The 15,139-nt window shown below is 69.0% G+C and carries 12 protein-coding genes; 10 read left to right on the forward strand and 2 right to left on the reverse strand.

The genetic code is table 11. From position 1 onward, the window contains the following. Position 1: 1 nt before the first annotated feature. Positions 2 to 259 (reverse strand): exodeoxyribonuclease VII small subunit, encoded by a 258-nt coding sequence (locus tag ACTIGJ_RS03105; protein WP_439638817.1) that lies wholly within the window; start codon positions 257 to 259, stop codon positions 2 to 4. A gap of 119 nt (positions 260 to 378) precedes the next feature. Here ACTIGJ_RS03105 and ACTIGJ_RS03110 point away from each other — a divergent pair, with 119 nt between their 5' ends. The 4 genes from ACTIGJ_RS03110 to parE all read left to right on the forward strand — a co-directional run bounded on the left by ACTIGJ_RS03110 (position 379) and on the right by parE (position 3,913). Then, the gene (locus tag ACTIGJ_RS03110; RefSeq protein WP_439638818.1) at positions 379 to 810 is read left to right on the forward strand and encodes a DUF6249 domain-containing protein; all 432 of its coding nucleotides are present in this window, start codon (positions 379 to 381) and stop codon (positions 808 to 810) included. A gap of 29 nt (positions 811 to 839) precedes the next feature. Continuing rightward, entirely contained in the window at positions 840 to 1,457 is a 618-nt protein-coding gene (locus ACTIGJ_RS03115) for an RNA polymerase sigma factor (RefSeq protein ID WP_439638819.1), read from the forward strand. Between the two features lie 50 nt (positions 1,458 to 1,507). Beyond that, positions 1,508 to 1,879, forward strand: coding sequence for a hypothetical protein (locus tag ACTIGJ_RS03120; protein ID WP_439638820.1), 372 nt, complete (start codon positions 1,508 to 1,510; stop codon positions 1,877 to 1,879). Positions 1,880 to 1,972: 93 nt separating this feature from the next. Then, entirely contained in the window at positions 1,973 to 3,913 is a 1,941-nt protein-coding gene (gene parE, locus ACTIGJ_RS03125) for a DNA topoisomerase IV subunit B (RefSeq protein WP_439638821.1), read from the forward strand. 30 nt (positions 3,914 to 3,943) lie between these two features. Here parE and ACTIGJ_RS03130 read toward each other — a convergent pair whose 3' ends face one another. Continuing rightward, entirely contained in the window at positions 3,944 to 4,966 is a 1,023-nt protein-coding gene (locus ACTIGJ_RS03130) for a tyrosine-type recombinase/integrase (protein WP_439638822.1), read from the reverse strand. A 260-nt stretch (positions 4,967 to 5,226) separates the two neighbouring features. Here ACTIGJ_RS03130 and ACTIGJ_RS03135 point away from each other — a divergent pair, with 260 nt between their 5' ends. The 6 genes from ACTIGJ_RS03135 to ACTIGJ_RS03160 all read left to right on the forward strand — a co-directional run bounded on the left by ACTIGJ_RS03135 (position 5,227) and on the right by ACTIGJ_RS03160 (position 15,139). Then, positions 5,227 to 5,961: an MbnP family protein gene (locus tag ACTIGJ_RS03135; RefSeq protein WP_439638823.1), complete on the forward strand. Its 735-nt coding sequence runs from the start codon at positions 5,227 to 5,229 to the stop codon at positions 5,959 to 5,961. Continuing rightward, on the forward strand, positions 5,961 to 7,052 hold the full coding sequence (locus ACTIGJ_RS03140; RefSeq protein WP_439638824.1) for a cytochrome-c peroxidase: 1,092 nt from the start codon (positions 5,961 to 5,963) through the stop codon (positions 7,050 to 7,052). The genes ACTIGJ_RS03135 and ACTIGJ_RS03140 overlap by 1 nt, the downstream gene beginning before the upstream one ends. Beyond that, positions 7,052 to 10,150 (forward strand): efflux RND transporter permease subunit, encoded by a 3,099-nt coding sequence (locus tag ACTIGJ_RS03145; RefSeq protein ID WP_439638825.1) that lies wholly within the window; start codon positions 7,052 to 7,054, stop codon positions 10,148 to 10,150. The genes ACTIGJ_RS03140 and ACTIGJ_RS03145 overlap by 1 nt, the downstream gene beginning before the upstream one ends. Before the next feature lie 318 nt (positions 10,151 to 10,468). Beyond that, complete coding sequence (locus tag ACTIGJ_RS03150; protein WP_439638826.1) at positions 10,469 to 13,267, forward strand: hypothetical protein; 2,799 nt, start codon at positions 10,469 to 10,471, stop codon at positions 13,265 to 13,267. 197 nt (positions 13,268 to 13,464) lie between these two features. Further along, positions 13,465 to 14,382, forward strand: coding sequence for a peptidylprolyl isomerase (locus ACTIGJ_RS03155; RefSeq protein WP_439638827.1), 918 nt, complete (start codon positions 13,465 to 13,467; stop codon positions 14,380 to 14,382). Positions 14,383 to 14,416: 34 nt separating this feature from the next. Continuing rightward, positions 14,417 to 15,139, forward strand: a complete 723-nt coding sequence (locus ACTIGJ_RS03160; RefSeq protein ID WP_439638828.1) for an ankyrin repeat domain-containing protein — start codon at positions 14,417 to 14,419, stop codon at positions 15,137 to 15,139.

Consider the following 15,139-nt stretch of genomic DNA (forward strand, 5'->3'; position numbering starts at 1 on the left):
ATCAGCGGTCGGCGGCGTCGTCGCCGGCATCGAGCAGGTTGCGCACGCGCAGCTCGGCGCTTTCCAGCGAGCTGCGGCAGACCTTGGTCAGCCCCATGCCGCGCTCGAACAGCTGCAGGCTTTCTTCCAGCGGCAGGTCGCCGCGTTCCATCCGCGCGACGATCGCTTCCAGTTCGGCCAGCGAGCCTTCGAAGCGGGCGACCGGATCGTCGGCGGGTGCGGCGCTGTCGCTGGCGGGGGCGGCGGTTTTCCGGGTCATCGGGCAAGTCCTTGAGGGCCGACTATTGTAGGCGCAGCGCCCGCGGCGGCCGGTGCATCCGAATCGGGGTCCGGCCGCATCAGACTCGCCGACGCATGACCATGACCCAGGAGTTGCCCATGTTGCTGACTTCCGCCGCCGAATTCGGCATCGACCTCGGCCAGCACGCCGGCCTCGGCGATGCCGCCACGCCGCTGCTCGACGCCCTGCTGCCGCTGCTGGCGGTGCTGATGGTGTTCGGCATGCCGATCGTCATCGTGCTGGCGGTGCTGCGCTACCGCGCGCAGCGCCAGAAATCGATCAACGACATGGTGCTGAAGCTGGCCGACAAGGGCCAGCCGATCCCGCCGGAGCTGTTCCTGGAGCCGGGGCGCAAGCGCAAGTCCGATGTCAGCTCCGGCCTGAGCCTGGTCGGTGCCGGGCTCGGCCTGATGGGCTTCTTCTGGTTCGCCGGCGCCGAGTCGGCGATCGGCATCGGCTTCATTCCGCTGATGATCGGCGTCGGCCAGCTGATCGCCTGGAAGATCGAGCAGACCCGCAAGGACGGCTGAGGCCGCTACGCCCGGAACCGGACCACGACGTGGCCAGCGAAGCAGTCAGGGTGCAGGCGGTGGAGCCGCTGCCGGCCGACGGTCCGCCGGACACGGCGCTGGTCGCCCGGGTGCTGGCCGGCGACGATCGCCACGCCTTCGCCGCGCTGGTGCGCCGCCACCAGGGTTCGGTGCGTGCGCTGCTGCGCCGGCTGTGCAAGGGCGATGACGCCTTCGCCGACGATCTGGCGCAGGAAACCTTCCTGCTGGCCCATCGCAAGCTCGACCAGTTTCGCGGCGACGCCAAGTTCAGCACCTGGATCTACCGCATCGCCTACAACAGCTTCCTGATGGCGATCCGCTCCCGGCACCCCGAGGAGCCGCTCGACGAGAATCGCGGCGACGACGATGCCGAGGCCCACGAGGGCCCGAGCGACCGGCATCCGGAGGAAACCGTCGCCGACCTGCAGATGGATCTGGCGCGGGCGATGGCGATCCTGTCGCCGGCGGAAAGAGCCGTGATTGCCCAGTGCTACTATCTCGACCGCAGTCACGAGGAAGCCGCCTATGCCCTCGACTGCCCGCTGGGCACGGTGAAATCGCACATTTCCCGCGCCAAGCAGAAGCTGAAGGCCCACCTTCAGGTCTGGGAGCCACGGACGTCATGAACCAGCCGCGCAATCCGCCGCCCCGGCGCGGCGAGCCCGAGGAGCCTGCGATGGACGGATCGATGTTTCCCAGCGGCCGAGGCGGCCCGCTGCAGCCGGGCGCGCCCGGCGACGACGCCTGGCTCGACGCGCTGCTGCGCGAGGATGCCGCCCGCCAGCCGCACATCGCCGACGACGGCTTCGTGGTCCGGGTGCTTATGAACATGCCGGCGCCGCGCAAGCCGGCCCCGCGCTGGATCGTGCCGGCCGCCACGCTGGCCGGCTGCGCGATCGCCGCGCTGTTCACCCCGGCCGGCGCCTGGTTCGCCGGCGGCCTGCTGCAGCTGCTGGACATCCGCAACCTGTCGGCCGAGCAGTTGCCGGTACTGGTGCCGCTGGCGGTGTTCTACGGCTGCTCGTTCTCGGCGCTGCGCGAACGCTGACACGGCCACCCGCCGCTGCGGCCTCGGCTTGCGGCACAGCGGGTCATTGAGTACCGTCCCGCGACTTTTTGCCGCCCCGACGATTCCGCAGCGATGGCCACCCCGAATTCATCCGCCTACGGCGCCGAGCAGATCGAAGTTCTTTCCGGCCTCGATCCGGTCCGCAAGCGCCCCGGCATGTACACCGACACCGCGCGCCCGAACCATTTGGCGCAGGAAGTCATCGACAACTCGGTCGACGAGGCGCTGGCCGGCCACGCCAAGCGCATCGACATCACCCTGCTCGCCGACGGTTCGCTGAAGGTGTCCGACGACGGTCGTGGCATGCCGGTCGACATCCACCCGGAGCACGGCGTTTCCGGTGTCGAGCTGATCCTGACCAAGCTGCATTCAGGCGCCAAGTTCTCGAACAAGGCCTACGGCTTTTCCGGCGGCCTGCACGGTGTCGGCGTGTCGGTGGTCAACGCGCTGTCGAAGAAGCTGGAAGTGCGCGTGGTGCGCGGCGGCGGCGAATGGCTGATCGGCTTCGCCGACGGCCACAAGGCCAGCGAGCTGGCGCGGGTCGGCGACGCTCCGGCCCGCAAGAGCGGCACCACCGTGCATTTCTGGCCGGACGAGCAGTACTTCGACTCGCCGAAGTTCTCGATTCCGCGCCTGAAGCAGGTGCTGCGCGCCAAGGCCGTGCTGTGCCCGAACCTGCGCATCAGTTTCGATGACCAGATCAACAACGAGCAGACCGTCTGGCAGTACGAGAACGGCCTGGTCGACTACCTGAAGGACGCGCTCAACGGCGCCGAGGTGCTGCCGGCCGAGCCCTTCGTCGGCAAGTTCGCCGCCAAGCGCGAAGAAGCCGAATGGGCGCTGTGCTGGGTCGCCTCGGGCCCGGAAGCGGTCGCCGAAAGCTATGTGAACCTGATTCCGACCGCCCAGGGCGGCACCCACGTCAACGGCCTTAGAACCGGCCTGACCGAGGCGATCCGCGAGTTCTGCGAGTTCCGCAATCTTTTGCCGCGCGGGCTGAAGCTGTCGCCGGAAGATGTCTGGGCCGGCTGCAGCTACGTGCTCAGCATCAAGATGCTGGACCCGCAGTTCGCCGGCCAGACCAAGGAGCGGCTGTCGTCGCGCGAGACCGCGGCCTTCGTGCAGGGCGTGGTGCACGACAGTTTCAGCGTCTGGCTGAACCAGCATCCGGCCGAAGGCGAGCAGGTGGCGGCGCTGGTGATCGCCAACGCCAATGCGCGCATGAAGCTGGCCAAGCAGGTGGTGCGCAAGAAGATCACCAGCGGCCCGGCGCTGCCTGGCAAGCTGGCTGACTGCGTGCTGACCGATCTCAACCAGACCGAGCTGTTTCTGGTCGAAGGCGATTCCGCCGGCGGCTCGGCCAAGCAGGCCCGCGACCGCGACACCCAGGCGATCATGCCGCTGCGGGGCAAGATCCTGAACAGCTGGGAAGTCGACGCCAACGAAGCGCTGGCGTCCAACGAGATCCATGACATCTCGGTCGCCATCGGCGTCGACCCGGGCTCCAAGGATCTGACCGGCCTGCGCTACGGCAAGATCTGCGTGCTCGCCGATGCCGACTCCGACGGCCTGCACATCGCCACCCTCTTGTGCGCGCTGTTCCTCAAGCACTACCGGCCGCTGGTCGCCGCCGGCCACGTCTACATCGCGATGCCGCCGCTGTTCCGCATCGATGCCGGCAAGCAGGTGTTCTACGCGCTCGACGAGGCCGAGAAGCAGGGCATCCTCGACCGCCTGCAGGCGGAAGGGAACAAGTCGAAGCTCAACGTCACCCGCTTCAAGGGCCTTGGCGAGATGAACCCGCTGCAGCTGCGCGAAACCACCATGAGCCGCGACACCCGCCGGCTGGTGCAGCTGACGCTCGATGGCGCGGCCGATACCGGCATTGCCGATGAGGAAGGTGCCGAAGTGCCGGTCACCGTCGACGCGATCATGGACATGATGCTGGCCAAGAAGCGCGCCGGCGATCGCAAGGCCTGGCTCGAAGAGAAGGGCGACAAGGCCGAGGTCTGAGCGATCGGCCGGCTACCCGGCCGCCCGCGTTCACTCCGGCGGGTTGCGGCGGCTTTTCTTCAGTCGGGCCATCGCGCCGCGCCCGGCCTGTAGGCTTTCGCTGTAGCGGATCACCATCCGCTCGGTCTTCCAGCGGCCCTGGCGCATGATTTCGGCGCCGCTGAAATTGGCCGCGATCAGGTCCTGCGCCGCGCCGACGCGGGTGCTGTGGCCGGACACCAGGGTCGGGTCGATGCCGGCCTGCAGCGCGCGTTCCTTGAAGATCCGGGCGACGTCGCGATCCGACAGCGGATGGGCGTAGCGATCGGCCTTGTTCGACTTCGGCACCGACCGGAAGATCGGCCCTTCGACCAGTCCGGCGATCGCCAGCCAGTCGCGGATCAAGGCCAGCGTTTCCGGCGACAGGTACTGCAGGAAGCCGCTGCCTTCCTGGTCGGTCTTGCTGTTCGGCAGGAAGATCCGGCCTGAGCCGTCGGCCTCCTCGCTCAGATCCTCGATCCGCAGCACGATCAGTTCCGAGCGCCGGAACATGGTCTCGAACGCGGTCGACACCAGCGCCGCGTCGCGAACATCGCGCGGCTTGGCGCGATCGAGCACGGCGATGATCCGGTCGATGTCGTCCATCGTCAGGCCCCGGGCCTGGCGCTGGCGGGCGCTCAGGTGCTCGCGGCGCAGGCCGCGCCACATCAGCCGCGCTTCCATCGAATCCATCGGCGACGGCAGTTCGGCCAGCCGGTGAACGACCGTCAGGGTCGCCAGGTAATGGTCGATGGTGGCCCGCTTGCGGCCGGCGGCGATGCGCTCCAGCACGAAGGCGCGCAGCGCCGGCACCGTCGCCGGCAGCGGCGCATGGCCTTCGCGCGTGCAGAACTCGGTCCACACGCGCCAGTCGGCACGCCAGCTTTTCAGCGTGTTCGGCGCATAGGCGATCTTCAGGTCGTCGGCCATCGCCTGCAGCCGGTCGACGGCGCCGGATGGCGTCTGGGCCAGCAGTTCGGCGACGGCGCCGTGGCGGTTGAACGCGGGGTCGGGACGGACTTCGGGCGGATTCACGCGGCGGACCGGGCGTCTGGACAAGGCAGCAGGGGCGCTGCTGGCGTCGATTGTCCCTGATCCGCGCCGGGCATCGACAGCAGCCGGCAATGACCGCCTGCAACCTGTGATTGAGCGGCTTGTTTCGATTATTAGGCTCGATCAAAACAATATATTGAACGCTGTTCTTATTCATTACAGTGACGGCCGATTCCGCTCGCACCGTCCCCGTGATCTCTCGTCCCTCGCTCCGTTCGCTGGCTGCGCCGCTCGCTGTCCTGATGGCGCTGACCGCTTGCCGGCAGGCGACGGCACCGGCGACGGCGCTGGACATCGAGATCAGCCACGTCGCCGGCACGGCGGCGCTGGAGAAGGGCGGTACGGTGACCACGCCGGCCGGCGAGGCGCTGACGGTCGGCAAGCTGCAGTACTACCTGTCGAACCTGCGGCTGCTGCGGCCGGACGGCAGCTGGTGGACGCCGAGCCACGATCCCGAGACCGCCGACGGCTACTGGCTGGTCGATCTTGCGCGGCCGGAAACCCAGCACCTGCGGATCGACAGTGCGCCGGCCGGCGAATACACCGGCCTTGAGCTGCTGATCGGCGTCGACCCAGCGCGCAACAGCGCCGGTGCGCAGACCGGTGCGCTCGATCCGGCGCTCGGCATGTTCTGGACCTGGGCGACCGGCTACATCCACTTCAAGCTCGAAGGCCATTCGCCGGCGTCGCCCGAGGCCGGGCAGACGGTGACCCTGCATCTCGGCGGCGACGGCGTGCAGCGCAGCGTGTTCCTGCCGTTCGCGCCGAAGCCGCTGCGGCTGTCGCCGGACCTGACGTCGACCGTGCACCTGCACGCCGATCTCGATGCCCTGCTCGGCGGCACGCCGCCGGTCTCGTTCGCCCGCACCGCGCTGGTGATGCAGGCGGCGGAAGGCCGGGCGCTGGCGGTGGGGCTGCCGGGCTTTCTGAAGCTCGACCATCTGCATCACGAGCCGCGCGATCGCGCAGCGCACTGATGCGCCATCGGCAACCCGGCAAGGGCCGCAGCAACGGGCAGGTGACGTGGCTGGCGGCGCTGATCCTGCTGGCGGTCGGCGCGCTGGCGCTCGACGCCCGGGGCGGCATCGGCATGCTGGCCGAACAGCTGGCGCTGCTGCGCACGCCGCAGTTCGAAGTGCCGGCCGGCTGGCCGCAGCCGGTCTACGACTTCCACGCCAATCCGATCACGGCAGCCGGCTTCGCGCTGGGCCGGCAGCTGTTCTACGACCCGCGCCTGTCGCGCGACGGGACGGTGTCCTGCGCCAGCTGCCACCAGCAGTTCGCGGCGTTCGCCCATTACGACCATGCGGTCAGCCACGGCATCGGCAACCGCAACGGCACCCGCAACGCGCCGGGGCTGTACAACCTGGCCTGGCTGCCGCAGCTGATGTGGGACGGCTCGGCGCACAACCTCGAAGTGCAGCCGCTCGGGCCGATCGCCAATCCGGTGGAAATGGATGCCCAGCTGCCGGCGCTGATCGAGCGGCTGCGCGCCGACGCCGACTATCCCCGCCGCTTCGAAGCGGCCTTCGGCACGCCGGCCATCGACAGCCAGCGGCTGCTCAAGGCGCTGGCGCAGTTCACCGGCACGATGATTTCCGCCGGCAGCCGCTACGACCGCTACGTCGCCGGTGATGCCGGCGCGCTCGATGCCCGCGAGCAGGCCGGGTTGGCGGCATTCCGCCGGCATTGCGCGCAGTGCCACGCCGAGCCGCTGTTCAGCGATTTCCGCTACCGCGACAACGGCCTCGATGCCGCGCCGCGCGATGCCGGCCGGGCCACCGTCACCGCCGTGGCCGCCGACTGGGGTCGCTTCCGGGTGCCGAGCCTGCGCAACATCGGCCTGACGCCGCCGTACATGCACGATGGCCGCTTCGACACGCTGGCCCAGGTGATCGAGCACTACCGCAGCGGCATCGCGGCCGGCGATCAGGTCGATCCGGCGCTGCGTGGCGGGCTGCCGATCAGCGACGCCGAACGCGACGCGCTGCTGGCCTTCCTGCCGGCGCTCGACGATCCGGCGTTCACGCACGACGTGCGCTTCGCCGACCCGGCCCATCGCCGCTGATGTTCCGCGCCCTGCTCGAAGCCAGCCTGCGCCACCGGGCGCTGGTGATCGCGCTGGCGGTGGCGCTGGTCGGCGTCGGCCTGTATCAGGCGGCGCGGCTGCCGGTCGACGTGCTGCCGGATCTGACCCGGCCGACCGTCACCGTGCAGATCGAGGCACCCGGCTTCGCCGTCGAGGACGTCGAGACCCAGGTCGCCTATCCGCTGGAAACCGCGCTCAGCGGCCTGCCGGGCATCAGCCGGCTGCGCTCGCTGTCGACCGCGGGGCTCGCCATCGTCTACGCCGAGTTCGACTGGGATGCCGATCTGTATCGCAGCCGGCAGCTGGTCGCCGAACGGCTGGAGGCGGCGCGCGGCCAGTGGCCGGAAGGGCTGGTGCCGAGGATCGGCCCGCCGACCTCGCTGATGGGCGAGATCCTGCTGGTGGCGCTGCAGGCCGACGGCCCCGACGCCGATCCGCAGATCCTGCGCAGCCACGCCGACTGGACCCTGCGGCCGGCCCTGCTGGCGGTGCCCGGCGTGGCCCAGGTGCTGGCGATCGGCGGCGAGATCCGCCAGTACGAGGTGCAGCCGGACCCGGCGCGGATGCGGCTGTTCGGCGTCACTCTCGACGAGCTGCAGGCGGCGCTGCGCGGCCATGGCCAGAACCTCGGTGGCGGGCTGATCGAATCCGCTGGCCAGGAAGTGGCGGTGCGGGCCAGCGGCAAGCCGTTCTCGTTCGATGAACTGGCGCAGGTCGCGGTGGCGCGCAAGGGCGTGGCGGTGATCCGGGTCGGGCAACTGGCGACTCTGGCGGTCGGCCATCGTTTTCCGCGCGGCGCTGCCGGCGCCAACGGCCATCCGGCGGTGATCCTGGCGATCCAGAAGCAACCCGGCATCGACACCCTGGCGCTGACTGCCGCGCTGGAAGCGAAGCTGACCGCGCTTGATGCCAGCCTGCCGAAGGGCGCGCGGCGGCTGACGGTGTTCCGGCAGGCCGATTTCATCGAGCACGCGGTCGACAACGTGCTGGACGCGCTGCGCGACGGCGCGCTGATCGTCGCCGTCATCCTGTTCGTGTTCCTGCTCAGCGGCCGCGCCACGGCGATCGCGCTGACCGCGATCCCGCTGTCGGTGCTGGCGGCGATCCTGGCGCTGACCGCGCTCGGGCTGTCGATCAACACGATGACCCTCGGCGGCCTGGCGATCGCGGTTGGCGAGCTGGTCGACGATGCCGTGGTCGGCGTCGAGAACGTGGTGCGCCGGCTGCGCCAGCGGGCCGGCGCGCCGGCCAGTCCGCGTGCGCTGATCGAGGCGGTCGGCCGCGCCACGCTGGAAGTGCGCTCCGGCATCCTCTACGCGACTCTGCTGATCGTGCTGGTGTTCGTGCCGCTGTTCGCGCTCGGCGGCGTCGAAGGCCGGCTGTTCGCGCCGCTCGGCATCGCCTACATCGCCGCGATCCTCGGCAGTCTGGTGGTCGCCATCACGGTGACGCCGGTGCTGTGCGCCGGGCTGTTCGGGCGTGCCGCGCACCTGCCGGTCGAACCGCGCTGGCTTGCGGCGCTGAAGCGGCGCTACCTGGGCCTGCTCGAACGGTTGCTGGGCTGGCCGCGCGCGGTGCTGGCCGGCACCGGCCTGCTGCTGGCCGGCAGCCTGCTGCTGGCGGCCCAGCTGCCGCGCAGTTTCCTGCCGTCGTTCAACGAGGGCACGCTGACCATCAACCTGATCGCTGAGCCCGGCATCGCGCTCGGCGAATCGGACCGGCTCGGCGGGATCGCCGAGAACCTGATCCTGGAGGTGCCGGAAGTCGCGGCGGTCGGCCGGCGGACCGGCCGCGCCGAGGCCGACGAGCATGCCGAAGGCGTGCATTACGCCGAGCTTGACGTGAGCCTGCGCGACGACGGTCACGGCCGGCCGCAGCGCGTGGTTGCCGCCGATCTCCGCGCCCGGCTGGCGGCGCTGCCGGCCTCGGTGTCGATCGGCCAGCCGATCTCGCACCGGCTCGACCACCTGCTGTCCGGCGTGCGCGCGCCGCTGGTGGTCAAGGTGTTCGGCCCGGATCTGCCGACGCTGCGGCGGCTGGCGGCCGAGGTGCAGGCGACGCTGTCGGCGCTCGACGGCCTGGCCGATGTGCTGATCGAGCCGCAGATCGACACGCCGCAGTTCGAGATCGGCCTTGATGCCCGCGCCGCCGCCGATGCCGGCGTCTCGCCGGCGCGCGCGCAGTCGGCGATCAATGCGCTGACCGTCGGCAGCCGGCTGGCGCAGATCGTCGACGGCGAAACCCGCACCGAGCTGGTGCTGCGGCTGCCGGACGCGGCGCGCCACGAATCGGCGCTGGAAGACCTGCAGATCGACGGCGCCGCCGGAGCGGTGCCGCTGAACTGGATCGCCGAGTTCCACAACGGTGCGGCGCCGAACCAGATTCTGCGCGAACACCTGCAGCGGCGCATCGCCGTCACCGCGTTTCCGGCTGCGCGCGGCTTCGATGCAGCGGCGGCCACCGCCCGGGCGCAGCTGACGGCGCGCACCTGGCCGCCCGGCTACCGGGTGGTAGTCGAAGGGCAGGCGGCTTCCCGGGCAGCGGCGGCGCAGCGGATCGCCGGGCTGGGCGCGCTGTCGCTGCTGCTGATGGCGGCGGTGCTGTACGGGCGCTACGGCTCGCTGCGGCTGACCGCGATCATCCTCGGCAACGTGCCGCTGGCGCTGATCGGCGGTGTGGTGGCGCTGGCGGTGACCAGCACGCCGCTGTCGGTGGCCAGCCTGATCGGCTTCGTGACCCTGGCCGGCATCGCCGCCCGCAACGGCATCCTGAAGATCAGCCACTACCTGACGCTGGCCCGCGACGAAGGCCAGCCGTTCGGTGTGCCGCTGGTGCTGCGCGGTTCGGCCGAACGGCTGACGCCGGTGCTGATGACGGCGCTGATCGCGGCGCTGTCGCTGCTGCCGCTGATGCTCGATGGCGGGGCGCCCGGCAAGGAGATCCTGCATCCGGTGGCGCTGGTGATCTTCGGCGGCCTGCTGTCGTCGACGCTGCTCGACAGCTTCGTGACGCCACTGCTGTTCCTGCGCCTCGGCGGCGGCACCGTGGCGCGGCCATCGAGCGAGGGGGAAAGCTGATTCTTATCGCCTTAGGTTCTGCGCTTAGAACGCGTCGTTCCGTTGAAGATTTGAAATAACCTGGGGTTCATTGGTTATTTCAAATAATTATCCGATTTTTCTTATGTGAACGTCATTTTTAAAACCTTAAATCGCGTTTCCGTGGCGAAATGATATATCCGGAATCAGTCGTCAGAATCCCGTAAAACAATAGGATACGCAAGCTTGGGGGAGTCATTCGTGATGCACGACGGCAAAGTGCGGAACGTTCGATGCAACCTGAGAAAACCTCGGAAAAGTCCACTTTTCCAGATCAACACAGTCATGGGAGATGTTCACGTGAAGCAAGACAATCGACAGCGCAAGCTGGGCGGCGTCGCTTCGGCCCTCGCGATGGCGGCAACCATCGTGGCGGCCGGCGCGCCTGTTCAGGCTGAAGCGCAGCTGGTGCAGAACCTGCTGGGAGGCAACTCCAGCAGCACCGCACCCGCCGCCGGCAACGGGCTGGTGCAGACGCTGCTGCCCCGCGATCAGACGCCGGCAGCCGGTGCCCCGGCGGCCATCAACAAGTACACCAACAAGATCATCCCGAACGGATCGGTGCTGCTGGTCTGGACGGCCGACGGCTGCTCGACGCCGGTCTGCAACCCCCAGACCGCGCAGGACTTCCTGGCCGTGGTCGACGCCGAGCCGAACTCGACGACCTACGGCAACGTGATCTGGACGGCCGAGCTGCCGAAGGTGCTGGTGTCGAACGTCCTGCCTGTGGCCACCGCAGGCGCGGCGACGGATTCGCACAACGATCCGCACCACATGCTGAGCTACACCTCGTACATCTCCGGTGGTGGCGACGGCCTGAAGGCCGGCCGCAAGTACCAGTTCGCCGGCGGCGTTATTTCCAAGAACGTGTTCCGTTTCGACGTGACCTCGGTCCGCAACATCGGCAAGGCCGAGCTGGCGGTCTGCGGCACCCAGGTGCGCCGTTCGTCGCTGACCGATGACTTCGTGGTCATGCCGTCGAAGACCGGCAACCACAAGATCCTCTACACCTACATGTCGAACTACGTGTACGGGCCGGGCGGCTCGGTCACCGAAATCGAACCGGATCGCGTGGCGCCGACGCTGCTCAACATCTGCCTTGCCACCGCGCCGGCCGTGCTGCCGCTGCTGGAATCGGTGCAGGTCGGTGGGCTGATCGGCAACATCCCGGGCCTGATCACCGACGATGCCAACCTGCTCGGCCACACCGGCATCACCGAATACGGTGCCGCCGTGCGGGCCAACCAGCCGCGCAACCCGACCAACTACACCAGCTACCCGGACCTGCGTCCGTCGCGTCGCTACAACCAGGGCGCGTTCTACCTGGGCAACGACGATGCCGGCATCGAAGCGCTGCCGCACGGCATGGGCCTGACCTATGACGGCAAGTACCTGGTGTCGTCCGACTACGCCGTCGCGGCGTCGATCGGCGTGGCCGCCATCAACGGCGCGCTGCGCGGCGTCTGCAACCAGGGCGCGTTCACCGGCGGCACCGGCAACGGCAGCCCGCTGGGCGTCTGCGGTTCGACCTTCGGTTCGTCGGTGCGCGTCTTCGAGACCAGCTACCAGTACAACCGCGGCAAGACCCGTGACTCGCTGAAGGAAGCGAACGTCTACGCGTCGAACCCGTACATCCGCTCGGTCTCGGCCGTGCCGGACGGCCCGCGCGAGGAACTGGTGCTCTTCCACGAAGAGAACGAAGGCCTGATGCCGTTCGGCCTGCCGCACCAGTCACACCACTGCAAGAACCAGAAGGGCTGGGTGGATCTGAACGATCCGACCTACGACTCGGCGATCACCCCGGCCGGTCTGGCCGCGAACGCCTCGTCGGCCGTCAACATCGACAGCTGCAAGCCGGGCGACCCGGACTACGTGCCGCACGATGGCGCGTTCACCGGTGCGATGTGCGGTGGTGTCCTGTACTACAGCCCGAACATCCGCATCTCCGGCAAGGAGACCAACGTGTTCGGCGGCAAGGGTCCGTACTGGCGTGCAGTCTATGACGTCGGTCCGTGCCCGGGCGTGTCGTACTTCAGCATCTCCGACGACGACCGCTTCCTGATCCAGCCGATCTCCGGCATCGAAAGCCCGGCCTCGATCGATCCGGTCGGCGCCGTCGAGTTCGACCGTGACTATCCGCGCGAGCACAGCCGCCGCGTGCTGACCATCGACATCCGTCCGCTGCTGGCCAAGGGCCGTGCAGAAACGGCGGCGACGGCCATCGCCTGCGACTTCCCGCCGCCGGATCGCAGCCGCGCGTCGAAGAGCTCGCTCGGCAAGCTGGCCCAGCGTCCGGACCTGTCGGGTGGCATCTCCGGCGCGTTCAACGTGCTGAAGCACAACAACGAGGCGGCGGATTGCCCGCGTGTTCGCGGTGCCGTGGGTCAGTTCGAAACCGGTCCGACCGGCGTCGGTCTGGCGACCACGCTGTCGTCGAACGTCTCGCAGCTGGGTACCGGCTACCTGCGCGCTGCGCAGATCATCGAAGAAGTCACCTCGGTGAACCCGGGCGGCATCCTGCTCGACAAGACCAAGACCGGTGGCGAGCCTTCGGGCGTCACGGGTGGTGGTCCGGGCAGCGGCAACCTCAACAGCCTGCAGAACCTGTACACCCACGGTGGTCCGCACTTCACGGTGATCGACCGCGTCGGTTACCAGAAGACGCCGGGCAACGAAGGTGGCTACCTCGACCTGCGGCCGAAGAACAACGGCTCGGGCATCGGTGTGCCGCGTGATGCCGTGGTCGGCGCCGCGCCGGCCACCGGTGTGCAGCGCTACGCGTTCATCCAGTACTTCGTCGAACTGAACCATGTCCCGGGTCCGGGCACCGGTTCGGATGGCGATCGCACGATCTGCCTTGCCAAGTACGACCGCCGCACCGGCGCCACCGTGCTCGACACCAGCTTCACCGACGAACTGCTGGGCACGCCGTGCATCGACTTCGACTCCGCTGCCCGTGACGCCTGGCTGTGGCCGGGTGCCCGTGGCAAGAAGGGCGCTGCGAAGCCGCACGCCGCGGTGTTCGAGCGTGACGGTGCCGCGCTGTTCGGCCCGGGCTACTACCCGGCCGCGCCGCTGGATCTGGACGGCACGCGGTAATCGACGCTGGCAGTGACGCCGGTCCCGGCCTGAAGCCGGGGCAGGCGAGCCGTCCCCGCCTGCAAGGGCGGGGGCGGTGCATCCACCGGGAAGGTCCGTGCCGGGCGCGCCGCAAGCGGCCCGGCGCGAACCTTCCCAACCCCTTCCCGTTCGCGGGGAGGGCTTTTTTTATTGATCGTTAGCGGAGTACCCACCCGATGTCGCAGTTCCCGTTTTCCCGTATCACGCAGGCGCTGGTCGTGGCCGGCCTTTTCGCTGTCGCCGGCAGCGCCCATGCCCAGGCCCAAGCTCGACCGGCCCATCCGGCCGAAGCCGGACTGGCGGTCGATGTCTCCGTCAATGGCAAGCCGATCACCCGCAACCACATCACGCTGATGGGCGCCAACTTCACCGAAGACCACAAGGCGCCAGGGCCGGAAGCGCAGGCCGCCGCCCGCGCCGAGCTGATCACCCAGGAAGTGCTGGCCCAGGCCGCGCTTAAGGAAGGGCTGGACAAGAAGCCGGTGGTCGCCGACCAGATCGCCTTCCAGGAGCGGGCGATCCTGTCGCGCGCCTACCTGGAGGACTACTTCATCAAGAACCCGGTCACCGACGAATCGCTGAAGGCCTCGTACGACTTCACCGTCGCCAGCGGCAAGCTCACCGAGGTGAAGGTGCGCCACATCCTGGTCAACGACCTGCCGAAGGCCGAGGAAATCGCCGCGCGCCTGGCCAAGGGCGAGGACTTCGTCGCCATCGCCAAGGTCGAGACCCTGGACCCGGGCGGCCAGAACAACGGCGGCGATCTCGGCTGGTTCCGGCCCGACATCTTCGTCGACGCCAACTTCGCGCGCGCCGTGCAGGCGCTGAAGAAGGGCGAAGTCACCAAGGTGCCGGTACGCAGCCGCTTCGGCTGGCATCTGATCAAGCTCGAGGACGGCCCGCGTCCGGTCGCCAATGCCGCCAAGTGGGACCAGCTCGACGAGCCGGTCAAGCAGGCGCTGCGCCAGCGTTCGGCCCAGGCCCGGCTCGAGGCGCTGACCGAAGGCCTGACCGCCAAGGCCAAGCTGGCCGGCCCCGGCTTGAATGCCGCCACCACCTCGGCGGCCGGCGGCAAGAGCAAGAGCGCGCCCTGAGGCGCCGCCGTTTCCCCCATTCGAGAACACGCCGATGACCCGCAATTCCCTGAACACGACGGCTGCCGCGATCGCGGCGGCGCTGCTGCTGGCTGGCTGCGCGCAGCCGGCCGCCAAGCCGGAAGTGGCGGCCGCTGCCGCCGTCGCCGATCCGTCAAAGGACGTACCGCCGACCCTCGATTCGCTCGATCCGGCGACGCTGTCGCCGGAAGACCGCGTCGACCTGACCACCCACTTCGCGCGGATCGGCGACCTGGCCGCGCTGAAGCGGATGCTGGATGCCGGCGTCGACGTCAACAGCCGCGATTCGCTGGACCAGACGCCGCTGATCGCGGCCGTCAGCCAGAACTCGCTGCCGGCCGTCAGCGCCGTGCTGGCGCGCGGCGCCAAGCTTGATCTGGTCGACAAGGCCGGCTGGTCGCCGCTGCATTTCGCGACCTTCTTCTCCGACCAGACCGACATCCTGAAGGTGCTGCTCGACGCCGGCGCCAACGTCAACGCGCAGAACGATCGCGGCATCACGGCGCTGTACTTCGCTGCGGCCACCGGTCACGAAAAGCAGGTCAAGCTGCTGCTCGAACGCGGCGCCGATCGGCGCATCGCCTCGAAGGCGGGCTGGACGCCGCTGCGCATCACCAAGGTCAAGGGCATCGAACCGATCGTCAAACTGCTCGATCCGGACGGCAAGGGCGATGGCAGCCCGGAACCGACGCCGGTTTCGGCCAGCGGCGCGCCGGCCGCGCCCGGCGGTTCCTGA

The organism is Nevskia sp., from assembly GCF_051860985.1.
In the GTDB taxonomy this organism is placed as follows: Bacteria; Pseudomonadota; Gammaproteobacteria; order Nevskiales; family Nevskiaceae; genus Nevskia.

Excerpts from the sequence above, each read along its gene's own strand:
- ACTIGJ_RS03105 (WP_439638817.1), bottom strand. The coding sequence starts at position 259 with ATGACCCGGAAAACCGCCGCCCCCGCCAGCGACAGCGCCGCACCCGCC.
- ACTIGJ_RS03110 (WP_439638818.1), top strand. The coding sequence starts at position 379 with ATGTTGCTGACTTCCGCCGCCGAATTCGGCATCGACCTCGGCCAGCAC.
- ACTIGJ_RS03120 (WP_439638820.1), top strand. The coding sequence starts at position 1,508 with ATGGACGGATCGATGTTTCCCAGCGGCCGAGGCGGCCCGCTGCAGCCG.
- parE (WP_439638821.1), top strand. The coding sequence starts at position 1,973 with ATGGCCACCCCGAATTCATCCGCCTACGGCGCCGAGCAGATCGAAGTT.
- ACTIGJ_RS03135 (WP_439638823.1), top strand. The coding sequence starts at position 5,227 with ATGGCGCTGACCGCTTGCCGGCAGGCGACGGCACCGGCGACGGCGCTG.
- ACTIGJ_RS03140 (WP_439638824.1), top strand. The coding sequence starts at position 5,961 with ATGCGCCATCGGCAACCCGGCAAGGGCCGCAGCAACGGGCAGGTGACG.
- ACTIGJ_RS03145 (WP_439638825.1), top strand. The coding sequence starts at position 7,052 with ATGTTCCGCGCCCTGCTCGAAGCCAGCCTGCGCCACCGGGCGCTGGTG.
- ACTIGJ_RS03155 (WP_439638827.1), top strand. The coding sequence starts at position 13,465 with ATGTCGCAGTTCCCGTTTTCCCGTATCACGCAGGCGCTGGTCGTGGCC.
- ACTIGJ_RS03160 (WP_439638828.1), top strand. The coding sequence starts at position 14,417 with ATGACCCGCAATTCCCTGAACACGACGGCTGCCGCGATCGCGGCGGCG.